Source organism: Thalassotalea sp. Y01 (genome assembly GCF_012932945.1).
In the GTDB taxonomy this organism is placed as follows: domain Bacteria; phylum Pseudomonadota; class Gammaproteobacteria; order Enterobacterales; family Alteromonadaceae; genus Thalassotalea_A.
In genome coordinates, this window is the sequence record NZ_JABBXG010000002.1 from 224,510 (window position 1) to 241,435 (window position 16,926).

15 protein-coding genes and 1 tRNA gene are annotated in these 16,926 nt (G+C 42.9%); 9 read left to right on the plus strand and 7 right to left on the minus strand.

Annotated elements, in window-relative coordinates; translation table 11 throughout:
- Window positions 1-19: 19 nt before the first annotated feature.
- Window positions 20-95, plus strand: a tRNA-Asn gene (locus HII16_RS03870).
- A gap of 96 nt (window positions 96-191) precedes the next feature.
- On the opposite strand, the gene HII16_RS03875 is transcribed toward HII16_RS03870, so the two are convergent.
- Complete coding sequence (locus HII16_RS03875) at window positions 192-1,337, minus strand: DUF418 domain-containing protein (RefSeq protein ID WP_169127637.1); 1,146 nt, start codon at window positions 1,335-1,337, stop codon at window positions 192-194.
- 234 nt (window positions 1,338-1,571) lie between these two features.
- Between HII16_RS03875 and HII16_RS03880 the strand changes: the two genes are divergently transcribed.
- The 8 genes from HII16_RS03880 (at window position 1,572) to HII16_RS03915 (ending at window position 11,076) form a co-directional block, all read left to right on the plus strand.
- Window positions 1,572-2,375, plus strand: a complete 804-nt coding sequence (locus HII16_RS03880; protein WP_169127639.1) for a hypothetical protein — start codon at window positions 1,572-1,574, stop codon at window positions 2,373-2,375.
- A 135-nt stretch (window positions 2,376-2,510) separates the two neighbouring features.
- A complete protein-coding gene (locus tag HII16_RS03885) occupies window positions 2,511-4,316 on the plus strand; it encodes an acyl-CoA dehydrogenase (RefSeq protein WP_169127641.1) in 1,806 nt (601 codons plus the stop codon).
- Window positions 4,317-4,327: 11 nt separating this feature from the next.
- Entirely contained in the window at window positions 4,328-6,121 is a 1,794-nt protein-coding gene (locus HII16_RS03890; RefSeq protein ID WP_169127643.1) for an acyl-CoA dehydrogenase C-terminal domain-containing protein, read from the plus strand.
- A 15-nt stretch (window positions 6,122-6,136) separates the two neighbouring features.
- Complete coding sequence (locus tag HII16_RS03895) at window positions 6,137-7,159, plus strand: NADP-dependent oxidoreductase (RefSeq protein ID WP_169127645.1); 1,023 nt, start codon at window positions 6,137-6,139, stop codon at window positions 7,157-7,159.
- A 35-nt stretch (window positions 7,160-7,194) separates the two neighbouring features.
- On the plus strand, window positions 7,195-8,613 hold the full coding sequence (locus HII16_RS03900; RefSeq protein WP_169127647.1) for an aldehyde dehydrogenase family protein: 1,419 nt from the start codon (window positions 7,195-7,197) through the stop codon (window positions 8,611-8,613).
- A 32-nt stretch (window positions 8,614-8,645) separates the two neighbouring features.
- Entirely contained in the window at window positions 8,646-9,476 is an 831-nt protein-coding gene (locus HII16_RS03905; RefSeq protein WP_169127650.1) for a TauD/TfdA family dioxygenase, read from the plus strand.
- Window positions 9,477-9,494: 18 nt separating this feature from the next.
- A complete protein-coding gene (locus HII16_RS03910) occupies window positions 9,495-10,253 on the plus strand; it encodes an SDR family oxidoreductase (protein WP_169127652.1) in 759 nt (252 codons plus the stop codon).
- A gap of 31 nt (window positions 10,254-10,284) precedes the next feature.
- Window positions 10,285-11,076: a class II aldolase/adducin family protein gene (locus HII16_RS03915; protein WP_169127653.1), complete on the plus strand. Its 792-nt coding sequence runs from the start codon at window positions 10,285-10,287 to the stop codon at window positions 11,074-11,076.
- A gap of 47 nt (window positions 11,077-11,123) precedes the next feature.
- Here the strand turns inward: HII16_RS03915 and HII16_RS03920 are convergent, their stop codons facing one another.
- The 6 genes from HII16_RS03920 to HII16_RS03945 form a co-directional block, all read right to left on the minus strand.
- Complete coding sequence (locus HII16_RS03920) at window positions 11,124-11,954, minus strand: SDR family NAD(P)-dependent oxidoreductase (RefSeq protein WP_169127654.1); 831 nt, start codon at window positions 11,952-11,954, stop codon at window positions 11,124-11,126.
- The gene (locus HII16_RS03925) at window positions 11,941-12,894 is read right to left on the minus strand and encodes an alpha/beta hydrolase (RefSeq protein ID WP_348981384.1); all 954 of its coding nucleotides are present in this window, start codon (window positions 12,892-12,894) and stop codon (window positions 11,941-11,943) included. Before HII16_RS03925 ends, HII16_RS03920 begins: the two co-directional genes overlap by 14 nt.
- The gene (locus HII16_RS03930; protein WP_169127656.1) at window positions 12,887-13,354 is read right to left on the minus strand and encodes a thioesterase family protein; all 468 of its coding nucleotides are present in this window, start codon (window positions 13,352-13,354) and stop codon (window positions 12,887-12,889) included. Before HII16_RS03930 ends, HII16_RS03925 begins: the two co-directional genes overlap by 8 nt.
- 24 nt (window positions 13,355-13,378) lie before the next feature.
- Window positions 13,379-14,545, minus strand: coding sequence for an iron-containing alcohol dehydrogenase (locus HII16_RS03935; RefSeq protein WP_169127657.1), 1,167 nt, complete (start codon window positions 14,543-14,545; stop codon window positions 13,379-13,381).
- A 6-nt stretch (window positions 14,546-14,551) separates the two neighbouring features.
- Window positions 14,552-16,036: an NAD(P)/FAD-dependent oxidoreductase gene (locus HII16_RS03940; protein WP_169127658.1), complete on the minus strand. Its 1,485-nt coding sequence runs from the start codon at window positions 16,034-16,036 to the stop codon at window positions 14,552-14,554.
- A 130-nt stretch (window positions 16,037-16,166) separates the two neighbouring features.
- On the minus strand, window positions 16,167-16,862 hold the full coding sequence (locus tag HII16_RS03945) for a Crp/Fnr family transcriptional regulator (RefSeq protein ID WP_169127659.1): 696 nt from the start codon (window positions 16,860-16,862) through the stop codon (window positions 16,167-16,169).
- Window positions 16,863-16,926: the final 64 nt, after the last annotated feature.

Sequence of the window (16,926 nt, forward strand, 5' to 3'; positions counted from 1 at the left end):
TAAAATCGAAAAGTACAATTCCTCAATAGCTCAGTTGGTAGAGCAACGGACTGTTAATCCGTTTGTCCCTGGTTCAAGTCCAGGTTGAGGAGCCACTTTAGAAAAGCCCGCATTTTGCGGGCTTTTTGCTATCTGCTATTATTGCTCTTAATGAACTATGACTTTTCAATACGTAAGTTCTTTTAATACTTTTAGCTGACCTTGCGCCCATAGGTTAATGATCGCCATAACCATTCTAACGGGCCATATTGATGTCGTGCTAGCCAATATTGTGCCAACGTTAACTGACCGAGCCAACAAATGACCGCCACCCCTAACGCCGTAGTTTGTGGCATTGAATCATACAGCCCACCAGCATAACCATAAAATAGCATGACCCCGACAATGGATTGCCCAACATAAAGTGTCAAGCTCATCCGCCCCGCTGCTGATTGGCTATTTAACAGGCGTCTACACACTGGCAAGTTATACAATGCCAACAATACGCAAACTTCCAATACCATAATTGCCGTATTGTGATAATTGGCAATCACCCCTTGTAGACTTCGTAACTCTGCTTGCGCTAATTGCCATGCTTGAATACGATGCGATAAGACATCACACAGCACAACAATACCAATAGCCATCAACGCAATAAGCGCTAGCTCTTGATATGGTATATTTTTCTTAAATAACCAACCTGTACGAGCAATCGCATAGCCTGCAATAAACAAACCAATCAAGGTATATAAACGTCCGCTCTCGATAAAAAACAACCACTTTCCTAATTGCCCATTTGCGCTGTTGTTGATAACAACGTCCCATAACGAGCCATGTGCCAATGCCTCAAACGTTTGTCCCATTACTGAATAATGTAAAGGCTCACCATTACTCATACCGTGACCAACAAGCCAGGCAACGTGGACTATTAATGGCAATTGTAAAATAAACAGCAATGCCACAACCGCCAACATGCGTGTCGATAAGCCTTGCAAAACTACCAGCAAAAAGCCACACACACCTAGGACCAATAAGATATCACCACTATAAATCAGACCATGCAAATAGCCCAACAAACACAAAAGTGCTAAACGACGTGTAAATAGTCGACTGAAATGTTGCCCTGACATGCTTTTGCTATGCTGCAAGATATAAAAGCTAACCCCAAATAACATGGCAAACATGGCGTAGGCTTTACCGCCAAACAACCCAAACACCACATCATGCACCCAACCCGGCTTGGGTTGATACCAATAAAGCTCAAAATACTCGACCATATGCACAATAAATAGGCCCATCAAAGCAAAGCCTCGCAGTGCATCTATGTTCTCATAACGTAACGGTGTATTCACTGACATACGGTTTGACTCTTAAAGGTGCTAGATTCTTAAAAGATGATAGTTTGTAACGTGTTATTGCCTATAAACTACACTAACCGACAACAAATGTAAGCGCTTTCTAGGTAAATATGGTTAGGTGCTACGGTTTAAACACTAAATCGTACACATACAAAACCCTACAAACACTTTAAAACCTACGCCCAGTTAAAATTTATGCTATTTTCAATAAAAACAGGGGCTAAGGTATTTGCAATGATCGCACATCGTTTTGTAACACATATTAAACAGCAAAATTGGCTTGCCGTTATGTTGGATTTATTGATCGTAGTGGTCGGGATTTTTCTAGGTCTACAAGTCAACAATTTAAATATCGAGCGACAAGCAAATAATGAGCTAAAAGCCTACCTTCAAGACTTGGCTACCGAAGTACAAAATTCTATTGATATGAAACAAAGTCATGTCGTTTGGCAAAATAATGTGCGCCAAGGTTTGCAATTAACATTATCCACTTTAGAGGGTCACCAGCCAAATAGTGACGAATTGCAGCAAATCTACTTTGCACTGACGAATGCCTCGTCACCACCGAACTTCCCCGATAAGCGCGAAATATTATTAGAAATGCAAGCCACCGGCGCCATGCAACTGATTAAACGAGGTGATTTACGATCCGCATTAAGTGAAGTCAGTTCGCAATACAAACAACGACAACTCTATTTTCAAAAAGAGATAAAACAAATAACGGCTGCGCCATTCTCACCAGCAATTGTCAGCTATGAAATGCTCAGCGATAAAGACTTCTTTAAAAATGGCCAAATCATCGTATCAAAGGTCGACTTTGAAAAAGCCAAACAAGATCCTGCGTTTAAATTACGGGTATTACAGAGCTTTTCACTGTATACCAATATTAGAAATAATAACTGGCACACCATTCAAATGGAAAAAATCGTTATGTCGTTGTTATACCAACAAGGATATCAACCTCGAGTTAATTGGCTAAAAGCCAACATAGATAAGATATTGGTTGCGCCAAACAGTGACGATTTAGTTGTCCAGTAATCGCAGTTAAGCGCAACCCATCACCCTCGTTCTATAAATTAATTGCCACTGCGTCACCATATTGTCACCTAGGTGACAGATCGAGAATGCAATATTGTTACAGTGACAATAGTTGTTTTATTTGAGGCTATAGATATGTCTGCACCAATACTTAATCGTCGTGATATTGAGTTTTATCTTTATGAAATGTTCAATGTTGAGGCGCTAACCCAACGTGAACGTTACCAAGATCACGACCGTTCGACGTTTAACGGCGCGATAGACACCGCGCAAGCAATCGCTGAAAAGTATTTTCTTCCTATTCGACAAAAAGTTGACGCCAACGAACCAACCTTTGACGGCGAAAAAATACACATGTTGCCAGAAATAAAAGTCGCCCTCGATGCCGTAACAGACGCAGGATTAATGGCTCCGACCGCTGATTTTGATATGGGTGGTATGCAAATGCCTTTGGTCGCTGCCAGTGGTGCCTTTGCTTATTTATCCGCGGTTGCGAGTACCACCTTAGGTTATATTTCCCTGACTCACGCAAACTGTAATTTAATTGAAGCACATGGCAGCAATGAGCAAATCGAAAAGTGGGTTGTGCCAATGCGAGACGGTCGCTTTGCCGGTACTATGGCGATGACGGAGCCAGGCGCAGGTTCAGGTTTAGCCGACCTAACCACCACGGCGATTAAAGATGATCACGGTAATTACAAGCTTAGCGGCAATAAAATTTTTATTTCCGGTGGTGATCATGAACTAAATGAAAATATCGTGCATTTGGTGTTAGCCCGAGTGAAAGGCGCGCCCAAAGGTGTTAAAGGTATCTCGTTGTTTATCGTTCCTAAATACCTTGTCAATGACGATGGTAGTTTAGGCGAACGTAACGAAGTCGCCCTTGCCGGTCTATTTCATAAAATGGGTGGTCGAGGCCATACCTCTACCGCACTAAGTTTTGGTGAGAAAGACGGGGCTACAGCGTATTTGGTTGGCGAAGAAAATAAAGGCTTACTTTATATGTTTCATATGATGAATGAAGCTAGGATCCTTGTTGGAACCGGTGCTGCACTTACCGCCTTAACTGGGTATCAGTATTCACTGCACTACGCTAAAGAAAGACCACAAGGCCGTCTATTGTCATGTAAAGACCCATACTCGCCGCCAGTCAACATCATAGAGCACCCAGATGTTCGTCGTATGTTGCTCACACAAAAAGCCTATTCAGAAGGCGCTTATGCATTGTGCTTGTATGGTCATCAACTTGCCGACGATGAAAAAACAGCGCCATCAGAGCAAGAACGCCAACAGGCTTCACTGGTTTTGGATTTTCTTACGCCCATCATTAAAAGTTGGCCGTCAGAATATGGCCCTAAATCCAATGATTTAGCCATTCAAGTAATGGGCGGCCACGGTTATATCAATGAACACCCTGTTGAATTGTTTTATCGTGATAACCGACTAAATCCTATCCATGAAGGTACTACGGGTGTGCAATCGCTTGATTTAATGTGTCGTAAAGTACCAATGAACAACGGTAAAGGCTATAACGCCTTTCTTGAAGTGATGAAATCGACTATTGATGACGCCTTGCAACAAGAAGAGTTAGCCCAATATGCAGCGCAGCTTGCTGCCGCTATAGACAACCTACAACAGGTAACCACTGAAGTATTAGCGCAATCGAAGCAACAACAAATTGACCTAGTATTTTCCAATTCGGTAAGTTACTTAACCATGTTTGGCCATATTACTATTGCTTGGTTATGGCTAAAACAAGCAGTCATCGCCAACGTCGCATTAGCAAACCAACCACATATTGATGACCAACAATTTTATCAAGGCAAAATGCAAGCAATGAAGTACTTTTTCCACAGTGAATTACCATTGACCTACCACTGGGGAAATTTAGTTAAAAATATCGACAGCACCTGTTTTGACACCAAACCAGACTGGTTATAAGAGAGAATAAAATGTTTGAATACAAAGCCCCATTACGCGATTACAAATTTGTCATGCAAGAACTGTTTGATTGCGAAAAGCATTACCAATCTCTTGGTTATGAAGATGCCAGTACTGACATGGTAGATGCCATTCTATCTGAAGCAGCGAAATTTACCGAGCAAGTCATCGCACCAATTAACCAAATTGGTGACCAACAAGGTTGTCAATGGCATGATGGCAAGGTAACCACTCCTGATGGCTTTAAAGATGCCTATCAACAATACATCGAAGGTGGCTGGCCGACGTTATCGCAATCCTTAGACTTTGGTGGTCAAGGGCTACCGCATTCCATTAACAGTGTGATCAGCGAAATGCTTTCAGCCGCAAATCATAGTTTCGCCATGTATCCAGGCCTTAGCCATGGCTGTATGTCTACATTGGAACACCACGGCAGTGATCAATTAAAGAATATGTTTATGCCTAAATTAGTGGATGGTTCATGGACAGGTACCATGTGTTTAACTGAGTCGCATTGTGGTACAGATTTAGGCTTGTTACGCACCAAAGCTGACCTTAACGAAGACGGTACTTACTCTCTAAACGGCAGTAAAATATTTATTTCAGCCGGTGAACACGACTTGTCTGAAAATATCGTTCACTTAGTTATTGCCAGAGTGTCTGGCTCCCCTGCAGGCACCAAAGGTATCTCATTGTTCGTGGTTCCCAAATTCAACGTCAACGACGATGGCACAATAGCCGACGAAAATGGCGTAAGTTGCGGGTCGATTGAACATAAAATGGGCATCAATGGTAACGCTACCTGCGTGATCAATTTTGATAATGCCAAAGGTTATATGATCGGGGAACAAAACCGCGGTCTGCATTGCATGTTTACCTTTATGAATGGCGCCAGATTAGGTGTTGCCAATGAAGGTGTTGCAGCAACAGAAGCTTCATTTCAAGGTGCTCTATCTTACGCACAAGAGCGTTTACAAATGCGGTCGATGACTGGCATTAAAAACCCGGATGGTGTCGCTGATCCAATCATAGTGCATCCTGATGTTAGACGTATGCTTTTAACCCAAAAAGTGTTTGCAGAAGGCGGCCGTGCCTTAGTGACGTATTTAGCTCATTTGGTTGATACCTCTCACGCGGGCAGCACTGATATGGACAAAAAACTCGCCGATGATCGTCTCGCGTTGCTAACGCCAATCGCCAAAGCGTTCTTAACTGAAACCGCGGTTGATGCCACAAGTTATGGTATCCAAGTCCTCGGCGGACATGGTTTTATTAAAGAATGGGGTATGGAACAACTGTTAAGAGATACCAAAATTTGCTGTATCTATGAAGGTACCACAGGCATTCAAGCGTTGGATCTCATAGGTCGAAAAGTGATTGGCAGTAACGGCAACCTACTCAGCAATTTCACCGATGAAATCCTAGAGTTTTGTCAGGCACACCAATCCGGAAAGTTTGCTGACTTTTGCGCAACATTACGAGAATACATTGAATTATGGCAAGAAGTGACACAAGACATCGCTATGAAAGCGGCAAAAAATCCTGATGAAATTGGCGCAGCTTCTGTTGATTACTTAATGTTATCTGGCTACATAACCTTAGCTTATATGTGGCTTAAAATGGCAAAAACCGCGGATACCATGCTAGCCGTTAACCCTCAAGATGCGGATTTTTACAAGGCAAAATTACACACTGCTGAGTTTTACTTTGACCGAATTTTGCCAAAAGCTCATGGTCATCTTGCCTGCATAGGCAATGGTGCAAAAAGTTTAATGACATTACCAAGCGAACACTTTAGCTTTTAACAAGAAATGCCAACCATGACACAGATCATTAATAAAGCCATAGTTATGAGCACGCGTCCTGTGGGTATGCCTAAACTTGCTGACTTTTGCTTACAATCACACAACATTGATAGCGATGATTTAACTGATGGTCAGGTCTTGATAAAGAACCACTATTTATCGCTAGATCCCTATATGAGAGGCCGTATGAGCTTAAAAAAATCATACGCCGAGCCATTGCAAGAAGGTGAGATAATCACCGGCGAAGCGGTTGGCGAGGTCATTGCGTCGAAAAGTGATAAATACCATATTGGCACGTTTGTTTGTTCTATGTCTGGTTGGCAAACCCACTTTGTTAGCCACCAAAGATCATCGGCACTTTACCCTGTATTTAATGATCAAATCGCTTTATCCGCTTATCTCGGTGTCATTGGCATGCCTGGCAGAACAGCCTATTTGGGCTTTAAGCACAAGGCCAAACCACAACCAGGAGAAACTATTGTCGTCTCCGCTGCTTCGGGTGCTGTAGGTTCTGTTGTTGGTCAATTAGCAAAACAACATGGGTTGCGAGTCATTGGTGTTACTGGCAGTGCGCAAAAATGCCAATACGTAAAACAACAATTAGGCTTTGATGAATGCCTCAATTATCAAGCGGATGATTTTGAGCAGGCATTAACAACAACCTGTGCCAATGGTATTGATATATATTGGGAAGGCGTTGGTGGGCGCACCTTAAATGCTGTGGCACCTCTCTTAAATGAAGGCGCTAGAGTGCCTATTTGTGGCTTCATCTCCAATTACAACGATACAAGCGTTGCAGCCGAAACGCCTTTTCAAGTATTAGCAAAACTCAAACCAACTCCCGAACACGGATTTTTCCTAGTCAGTGATTGGCTAGACGAATACCCAACTGCAACCATGGCACTCGCCCAAGGTGTCATCGATGGTTCATTAAAATTTAAAGAAAGTACTGCGCATGGGATTGCCAATGCGCCACAAGCATTTATCGGCATGCTTAGCGGTAAAAATTTCGGAAAACAAATCGTAAAGCTCGTGTAAATTTCGAGCTTTTTTGCGTTATAGAAGAGGTTAAAATGGCAAGCTGTCAAAAACTATTGATAAATGGCCGTTGGGTTGAGGCCCATAGCAAAACTCAACTGGACGTAGTAAACCCAGCGACAGAAAAAACCATTGCGTCGATTGCCATCGCTAACGAGCAAGATGTCAATGATGCAGTAGACGCTGCAAAAGAGGCGTTTAAGACTTGGCAATATGTCAGCAGTGATGAACGTGGCAGATACATAGAGGCTATTGTCACAAAGCTGAGCCAAAAACGTGCAGATATGGCAGCCACCATCAGTTCTGAGCTAGGCATGCCCATCGTGTTATCTGACATGGTTCAAACCGGCGGCCCTTTAGCGGGTATGTTGCCATATGCTGCGCTAGCTAAAAGCATGGATACTCAAGAGCACATAGATAATTCAATCGTTATTAAAGAAGCCATTGGTGTTTGCGCCTTGATAACGCCTTGGAACTTTCCATTGCATCAACTGATCGCAAAAGTTGCGCCTGCATTGGCTGCGGGTTGTACTATGGTCGTTAAGCCGAGTGAAGAGACACCGTTAAACGCCATTATGTTTGCCGAAATACTACAACAAGTTGGCCTACCCGCTGGTGTGTTTAATCTGGTCACTGGCGATGGCGAAACAACCGGTAATGCGCTGACAAAACACCCAGATGTCGACTTAGTCAGCTTTACTGGCTCAACATCGGCAGGAATAAACGTTGCGCTGAATGCCGCACCAACGGTAAAACGTGTGTGCCAAGAACTCGGTGGTAAGTCAGCAAATATTATCAGCCCAACAGCACCGCTTGAGCAAGCGATTAGCGACGCCATCATATCAGTGATGTTTAATAGTGGCCAAACCTGTGTAGCCGCAACACGAGTTTTGGTCCATCAAAGTCAATATCAGCAAGCGGTTGATATAGCCAAAGCCGTGACAGAGACGTTGATCGTTGGCGAACCAGACAACGAACAAAGCTTTATCGGCCCTCTTTGCTCGGCGAAACAACAACAATCCGTGCTCAACTATATTCAAACAGGTATAAACGAAGGCGCCACGCTCATTACTGGCGGGTTAGAAAAACCTGATGGCTTAGATAAAGGTTTTTATGTTAAACCAACGGTGTTTGCCGATGTCGAGAACGATATGGTGATAGCACAGCAAGAAATTTTTGGCCCCGTCGTGTGTTTTATTGCTTATCAAGATATAGAGCATGCCATCAGCCTCGCCAACGATAGTCAATATGGTTTGGCGGCAAAAGTATGGGCAGAAACACAAGATCAAGCCGTCGATATCGCCAAGCATATTCGCGCTGGTCAAATTACCATTAACGGTGGCAACTTTAACTACAATGCACCCTTTGGTGGATTCAAACAATCCGGCAATGGTCGCGAATGGGGTGCGGCTGGTTTAAATGAATTTATCGAACTTAAATCGATGCATTGCTAGCAAGATGCTAATAATTTGGAATAACAATAGCCATGAAAATTACCCGCTTTAGCCCTAAATGTGGCGTTACAATTGACAATGTAAATTTGGCCAGCCTTACCGACCGTGAGTTTTTAGTCATTAAGCAAGCGTTTATCGAACATGGCTTGGTCTTTTTCCGAAATCAAGATATATCTCCAGAACAACATAAACAACTGGCATTGCGCTTTGGCAGCATTGTCAAAAATAAGATATTTAAATCATTGCCTGGTTATCCTGACATAGCAGTAGTGAGCAAAGATAAGAATCAAACAACCAATATTGGCGGTGGCTGGCATACTGATCATTCCTACGATGATGAACCGGCTATGGCATCAATATTAGTCGCTCGGAAATTACCATCCCAAGGGGGAGCAACTAAGTTTGCCAACATGTATGCTGCCTATGATGGTTTATCGCCGGGTTTACAACACACTCTAGCAAGCATTAATGCATTGCATGCCAATGATCATTTATACGGCAAAGGCGGCTATTTTGCTGGCACCGATTTAGCCGATAAGCTCGCTGACAATGTCGAAGTCAGCACTGCGAAACACCCAGTTATCATTGTCCACCCTGAAAGTAAACGTAAAGTTCTGTATGTCAACAAAGGCCATACCGTTGGATTTGAACACTGGCATACTGACGAAGCATTTGCCTTGCTGAATTACCTATACGAACACGGCAGCAAAGCAGAATATATTTGTGAATTTAATTGGCAGCCCGGATCCATCGCTATTTGGGATAATCGCTGCACCTGGCACTTTGCAAACAATGATTATCAAGGTGAAGAACGCGTATTGCATCGAATAACCATAGCCGGAAAACCATTATCCGGTGTTTAACTTTAAAAGGCGGTCAAAGTGGAGTTGAAGAATAAAGTTGCGTTAGTAACCGGTGCGAGTTCCGGCGTAGGAGCACAAACGGCGATACAGCTTGCACAAAATGGTGTTCGCGTCGTTATAAATTATGCCAACAACAAACAAGGCGCGCTAAAAACCCAACAACACATTACATCCCTGGGTGGTCAAGCAGAGATTTATCAGGCTGATGTTCGTGACCAGCAACAATGTACAGACTTAGTTGAATTTGCTGTAGCAACCTATCAACGCTTAGACATCGTTATTAATAACGCCGGTTATACTCAATTTGTGCCGCATCATGAACTAGACCTTTTAAGCGACGATGTATGGCAACAGACCTTAGCGACCAATCTGCTTGGGCCGTTTTATATTAGTCGTGCTGCTGTTCCCCACCTAGCCATTAGCGGTGGTGAAATCGTCATGACATCAAGTATCGCTGGTTTAACAGCACATGGCAGTTCGATTGCATATTGCGCGTCAAAATCGGGATTAAACAGTCTAACCAAAACGTTGGCGAAAACTTTAGGGCCGCAAAACATTCGCGTCAATGCCATTTGCCCTGGCCTTATAGATGATAAATGGGCAAAAAGTGGCTGGGGTGATAATTGGCAGGCAGCTAAAGATTACACCCTAGCGCATTCAGCAATAAAACGTATTAGTCAGTCCAGTGATGTTGCCGCCAGTATTTTGGCTATTTTAATCGGATCGGATAACATGACAGGACAAGTCATTCGTTTAGATAGCGGCCTGACGTTATAATTTTTATCAACTTAATAGTGAAAGGATCACCATGAACAAATCAACCAACGATGCGGTCATGAATACCAAAGGCAATGCACCTAGCATTCATGAGGGCGATACTATTGCAGAGATTCGCGAGCATCGAAAAAGAGCCTTAGTGGCGGCATTTCGACTATTTGGTAAATTTGGTTTTGATGAAGGCTTAGCTGGACATATTACCGTTCGCGATCCTGAAAAACTCGACCATTTTTGGGTAAATCCTATGGCGGTGTCGTTTAAACAAATGACCCTGTCGAAATTATTGTTAGTTAATCATCAAGGGGACGTGGTCGAAGGTGACGGTTTATTAAATGGCGCAGCGTTTGCCATCCATTCGCAGATTCACCAAGCTCATCCTAATATTAACGCCGCTGCCCACGCTCACTCTCTTTATGGTAAAGCGTGGTCGTCGTTAGCGAAAACTCTTGACCCTATTACCCAAGATGCTTGCGCATTTTATCAAGACCATGTGCTATTTGATGATTTTACCGGCGTAGTTTTGGAGCAAAGTGAAGGTAAACGAATTGCCGATGCGATCACAAATAATAAAGCGGCGATTTTACAGAACCACGGTTTACTTACGGTTGGTCTTACGGTTGAAGCAGCCGCATGGTGGTTTATAACGATGGAAAGAAGCTGTCAGGCGCAATTATTGGCAGAAGCCGCAGGTACACCAACAATCATTACCAATGAAGCTGCGCAATCTGCACATCAAGTGGTGGGCAGTGAGTTGGCCGGTTTTTTTAGTTTTATGCCAATGTTTCAGGTCATTTGTGCAGAACAACCGCAGATGTTTGAATAATCGAACATCTACGGTTTAGTTTATCCAATAAAGTGAGTCCAGAGTGGTTAACTATTGCCCTTCCTACTCTTTAACACGCCCTTTTCAAAACCCAATAGTTTTTCATAACTGTTTGGAAACCAACGAACAATTTTATCTAACAGTTTGGCATCCTTGCCAACTAAAATACGTCTGTTTTTGTGTTCAACGCCAGCTAAAATAGCATCAGCAGCCTGCTCAGGCGTGGTGATCGCTTGTTTGTTAAAACCCTCAAGGATCTCACTTTTAGTGACCGATTTTGCGGTGACTTTTGCGTTATTGGTTATATTGGTTTTTATACCGCCCGGGTGCACACAATGTACCGAGACATTCGTGCCAGCCATTTCCATTTTCAATGATTCAGAGAAACCTCTAACGGCAAATTTGGAAGCATTATAAGCACTGGTTAATGGCAACGATAACAAGCCAAACAAGCTTGATACATTAATAATGTGTGCTTTTGGTGCACGTTTAAGAGCGGGCAAAAACGCATTTGTACCATGTACAACGCCCCAAAAATTGATGTTCATTAACCAATGAAAGTCGTCAAGCGACTGATTCTCTACCGAGTCGATTAAACTGACCCCAGCATTATTGAAAAGGTAATTGATCTCAGTAAACTCCTTTTCAACGTTTGCTGCAAATGCTAGAAATGCGCTGTTATCAGCCACATCTAGATCTTCAATCAAGCATCTAACCCCTAGCGCTTCGATATGTTGCTTCGCCGCTTCTAAGCCGTTGATATCACGATCAGCCAAGGCAAGATGACATCCTTGTTCGGCTAATCTGCTTGCCAATGCTAAGCCAATGCCTGATGCCGCGCCGGTAATAACCGCAACCGAATTTTCATACTGATTCATCACATTGGTCCTTTTTTGTTTTTATATGGGTTTGGATATGACCGCTGATATCGGAGACGATAGATGGTAGCAGTTCAACGGGAAAATCATGTCCCATTCCAGGGTATATTTTTAATGTTGCGTTGCGAATTGACTGGGCAGTCGCTTCACCGCATGCGACGCGAATAAGCGGGTCTGCACCGCCATGCAACACTAAGGTAGGCACGTTAATCTCAGCAAGCTGTTTCTCGCGGTTTTTTCCTGCCATGACCGCCAGCATCTGTCGCAACGTTCCTTTACCATAAAGACCTCGACGCACAAGCCCTTTAACGTAGTTGTTTAGGTAATGTTCTTGTGCGGGATAGTCTGGACTGCCGATAATTCGCCACTTTTGTACATTAAATTTAACGATATCTTGTTCACTATTAGAGTCTGGCTTAGCACTGAAAATGTGTTTCACCTCATCGCTCATCTTCGGCAACGTTTTATTGCCGGTTGTCGACATGATCGACGTTAACGTCTTAACCCGATGCGGATAATAAATGGCGAGTAATTGCGCGATCATCCCCCCCATTGATGCACCGATTAGATGGAAGTTCTTGATATTAAGATGATCAACTAAGGCTATGGTATCTAGCATCATGTCTTCGAGCTTATAGGGTACATTAATCGGTAAACCAAGTTTCGATTTAACCACCAGCCATGCCAGATTTGGTATTTTAAGATGCTCAAGTTGTTGCGAATAACCGATATCTCGGTTATCAAACAATAAAACCTGAAAGCCCCGTTCAACAAATTGCTCAACCATAGCCATGGGCCACGCGGTCAGTGGCGCACCAAGGCCATGGATTAACACTAACGTAGGATGGTCACTATTACCGTAAAGTTGATAAGCGATATCTATACCGTTGACATTAACGATTGCTTCTTGGCATTGTTTGTTGGCATTCAGATCACTCACCGTAAACATCCTTATTGCTCATAGCACGCTGCATAGCCGCACGCATTTGCTCATTAATTGACTCAGGCGTTTGTGTTGTGCGATTGACAAACACGTGGGTTAATTGCCCTGTCGCCGCCGCACAATTGCTGTGTTCTTTAAATATGGCCACACCATACTCTACTGAGCTATTACCAATACGATTAATTCTTACTGCACCAATCAACTTTTCTGGGTAACAAAGCGAGTGAAAATATTGGCATTGTGATGACACAATAAATCCTATTTGTTGGCTGTTATTGGGCTCAAAGCCGGCATATTCAATTAAAAATTGATTAATAACCGTATCGAAAAATGAATAATAGTTAACATTGTTGACATGACCAAACATGTCATTATCCATCCACCGCGTGGTGATTGGAAAAAAGTATCGATAACTGTCTTTATCTTTGTCTTCAAGTGGTTGTGTTGTGTTTGTCATTGTTTGGTTTCATTCTCAAACGAATTAAAAGCCTTTATAGGCCAATAAATAAATCTCTTTTGCATCGGCTAAGTTCACAGGTTTTGGGTTATTAACCAATAAACGAGTTTGCAACATAGCGTCGTTCGCTAAGGTACCTAAATCAGCGTATTTAACACCTAGGTCTTTAAGGCTGGTCGGTAAATTCAGTTGCTTAATTAACTTGGCAATATAATCAATCAGAGCATGTGTTATCTGTTGCTGGCTTTGCGACATACAGATGGTGCTGTCGATGAAAGGCGCAAGCTGAGCATACAATTCACTGGCTGCACTGACGTTAAAACGTAGGACATGCGGCAATACTAGCGAGTTACTCAAGCCGTGCGGAATATGAAAGTGTCCCCCCAATGGATACGCCAAGGCGTGCACTGCCGCGACGGGTGCATTTGCAAATGCTTGGCCTGCTAGACATGCACCTAACAACATCGCTTGTCTGGCTGCCAAATTTTTGCCATTAAACGTCGCCTCAACAATATTTTCAGACAGCAATTGCAACGCTTGTTTTGCCAATAGATCCGAATAAGGGTTCTTTTTAATTGCACTGGTGTAGGCTTCAATGGCATGAACCATAGCGTCTATCCCAGTCGCAGCTGTTACATGAGCTGGTAACTTCAAGGTCAATTCGGCATCAAGTAACGCGACATCCGGAAGCAATTTTGCAGAAACGACACCAGCTTTGGTAGTCTCGCCTGTGGTGACAATGGCAATAGGGGTCACTTCAGAACCTGTACCTGCTGTGGTTGGTATCAGTACTAGAGGAAAACGTTCACCCTTAATCTGCTCTATGCCGTATATATCCTGCAGTTGCTCGTCACTAGAGGCTAACAGCGCGACTAATTTGGCGGTGTCCATAGAACTGCCACCACCAAAGCCAATGACCCCATCGACAGCATGTTGTTGCGCATATTCAACCACTCGTTCGATCAACGCATCTTGTGGATCAGCGCTAACGTCAGAGAAGATCTGAGCGCTGATATTGGCATCATTTAGACTGCTCATTATTGACGTAAGTAAGCCGCAATCAACAATCCCCTGATCGGTCACAATCAGCGGCTTTTCGATGTTAAGCTTGTTACAAATAGTAGCAATGTGTTTGATTGCGCCTATTTCGCTGACGATTGATTTTGTGGTTTCAAAAACGAATGCTTTCATAGTGACTTATCTGTACACGAACAGTTCATCATCAAGATTGACATTGGGTAGTACGTCTTTTTCTGACCAGTAATCTTGTGTGTGTTGCCACTCAGGTTTATTGCCACGCTTTGGCATTAGATGCAACGAACGCAGCATATAACCGGGATTAAACTCGTCGGTATTAATCCATGGCAATAACTCCATCTCTTTGTCTTCTTCACGCAACGTCATAGTGACTTGTTTAACCTGTTTGTCATCCATGTGTTTTAACAATCGACAAATAAAGTCACCGATCAAATCGACACGCAGTGTCCAACTTGCTCGAAAATAGCCCATAACCCATGCCATATTTGGCACATCGGTAAACATTAATCCTCTGTAGCCAACTTTTTCGGCAAAATTAATCGCTTGCTTATCAACCGAAAATTCAATTCCACCAAGTACCGATAGATTGAATCCGGTGGCAGAAATAATGATATCCGCGTCAAGCTGTTCACCGGACTTGAGTTGGATGCCTTGCGCATTAAAACACTCTATTTCGTCTGTTTTGATACTTGCCTTACCGCTACGAATACCGGCAAAAATATCTCCTTCAGGGACTACAGCAATTCGTTGTCGCCAAGGGTTGTATTGCGGCGTAAAATGTTTTTCTACATCAAAATCGGGCTCTAGATGCGCCTTAACACCGTCGATCAAAGCTTTTTTGACTTCCCCAGGGTAATCCTGAGCTAATTTAATAAAGCCTGCTTGCTCTTGCAGGATTTGTTGGCGTGCAATTTCATGAATCCAAGATTCATCAATATTAAGTTTGCGTAACTGTTCGACTAATTCATTTTCATTTTTACGTGGGAAAAAATAGGTTGGTGAGCGCTGCAGCAATGTGACGTGTTTACTCTGCCCTGCTATATTTGGTGCCAACGTCGCAGCGGTTGCACCAGAACCAATAATAACGACCTTTTTGTCTTGATAATCTAGATTTTCAGGCCAGTTTTGCGGGTGAACCAACTCGCCAGAAAATTCATCCATGCCATCCCATTTAGGGGTATAACCTTTATCGTGTTTGTAATAGCCTTGGCACATCCACAAAAAATTTGCCGTAAATCGCTTGTTTTGCTGTGTTGCTTTGTCAAAGGCGGTAATTGTCCATAACTGGCTTTGGTTGCACCAATTTGCGGTTAACACATTATGGTTATAACGAATGTGATCATCTAAATGATTATCACTGATCACTTCATTCATGTAGTTTAAAATCTCTTCACCAGACGCTATCGGCTTACCTGTCCATGGTTTAAAGCGATAGCCAAAGGTAAATAAGTCACTGTCGGAACGGATCCCTGGGTATTTATGTGTTAACCAGGTACCGCCAAAACTTTCCAAACCATCCAATATACAAAAGCGTTTATCTGGATGTTGTTGCTGCAAATGATATGCCGATCCGATGCCTGAAATGCCGGCCCCTATAATCAACACATCAAAATGTTCATTGCCTGAATTAACTGCTGAATTCATAATTTTCCTAATTCAATCATCAGGACATTACATGTCCTAGTCTCTCTATGTTGCTTGAGTGTAACGCGGTCGCTTTAGTATTTTTGTCACTAAGGTGACACCTTTTAAAAGGTTGATTAACCTCTGTCGGTTAATCATTTTTAAGCCGAGTATGTTCTTTTAATGCCGCCATATCTTTAACCAAATACCGCAAGCCTTTGATGGCAATCACGCCGTCACTTTCCAAGGTTTTAATAACTTTATTTACTCGCTGTCTAGAGCCTAGCGTGAGATCGGCTATCTCTTGTTGGCTCATCTTTTTGTTAATCTGCACACCTATCTCTGTTTGCTGACCATAATGATGTGCAAACCAAAGCAGTCGTCCGGCTACTCTGGCACTAAGTGGGTAGAACAACATTCCTGCAAGTAATTCACACATTTTTGCGGTACGGTCTGTTTGCTCGAGAAATAAGTTTTTATAAATAACTGGATGTTTATCAGCCAGGTTTTGTACAACGTGCTTGGGAATTTCTAGTAGTTGAGAATCTTCTAATGCCTGTGCTTCAAACATACGAATGGGTTTATCGGTTAAAGCAAACTCACCAAACCAAGCCCCGGTAGAAAACTCGGTAATGGCAAATTCTTGTCCTTGAATACTGCTAATTTTGACCCGAACAAAGCCCGACAAAACGCAATAAACATAATTTGACGTATCTTCCAATCGATATAGGTATGTTTTGTCTTTGTAGTGTTTTATGCGTGCAGACTTGGTTAATTCAGCTAACCCATTGTCAGGAAGCCCTTGAAACCAACTACACTCTTTCAATACTTGCTCAATTTGTTTCATTATATCGACCTAAACATAAGAGCAGTTCAGGTAGAAGCCACTTAACTAGTGGCCCCTACCTACT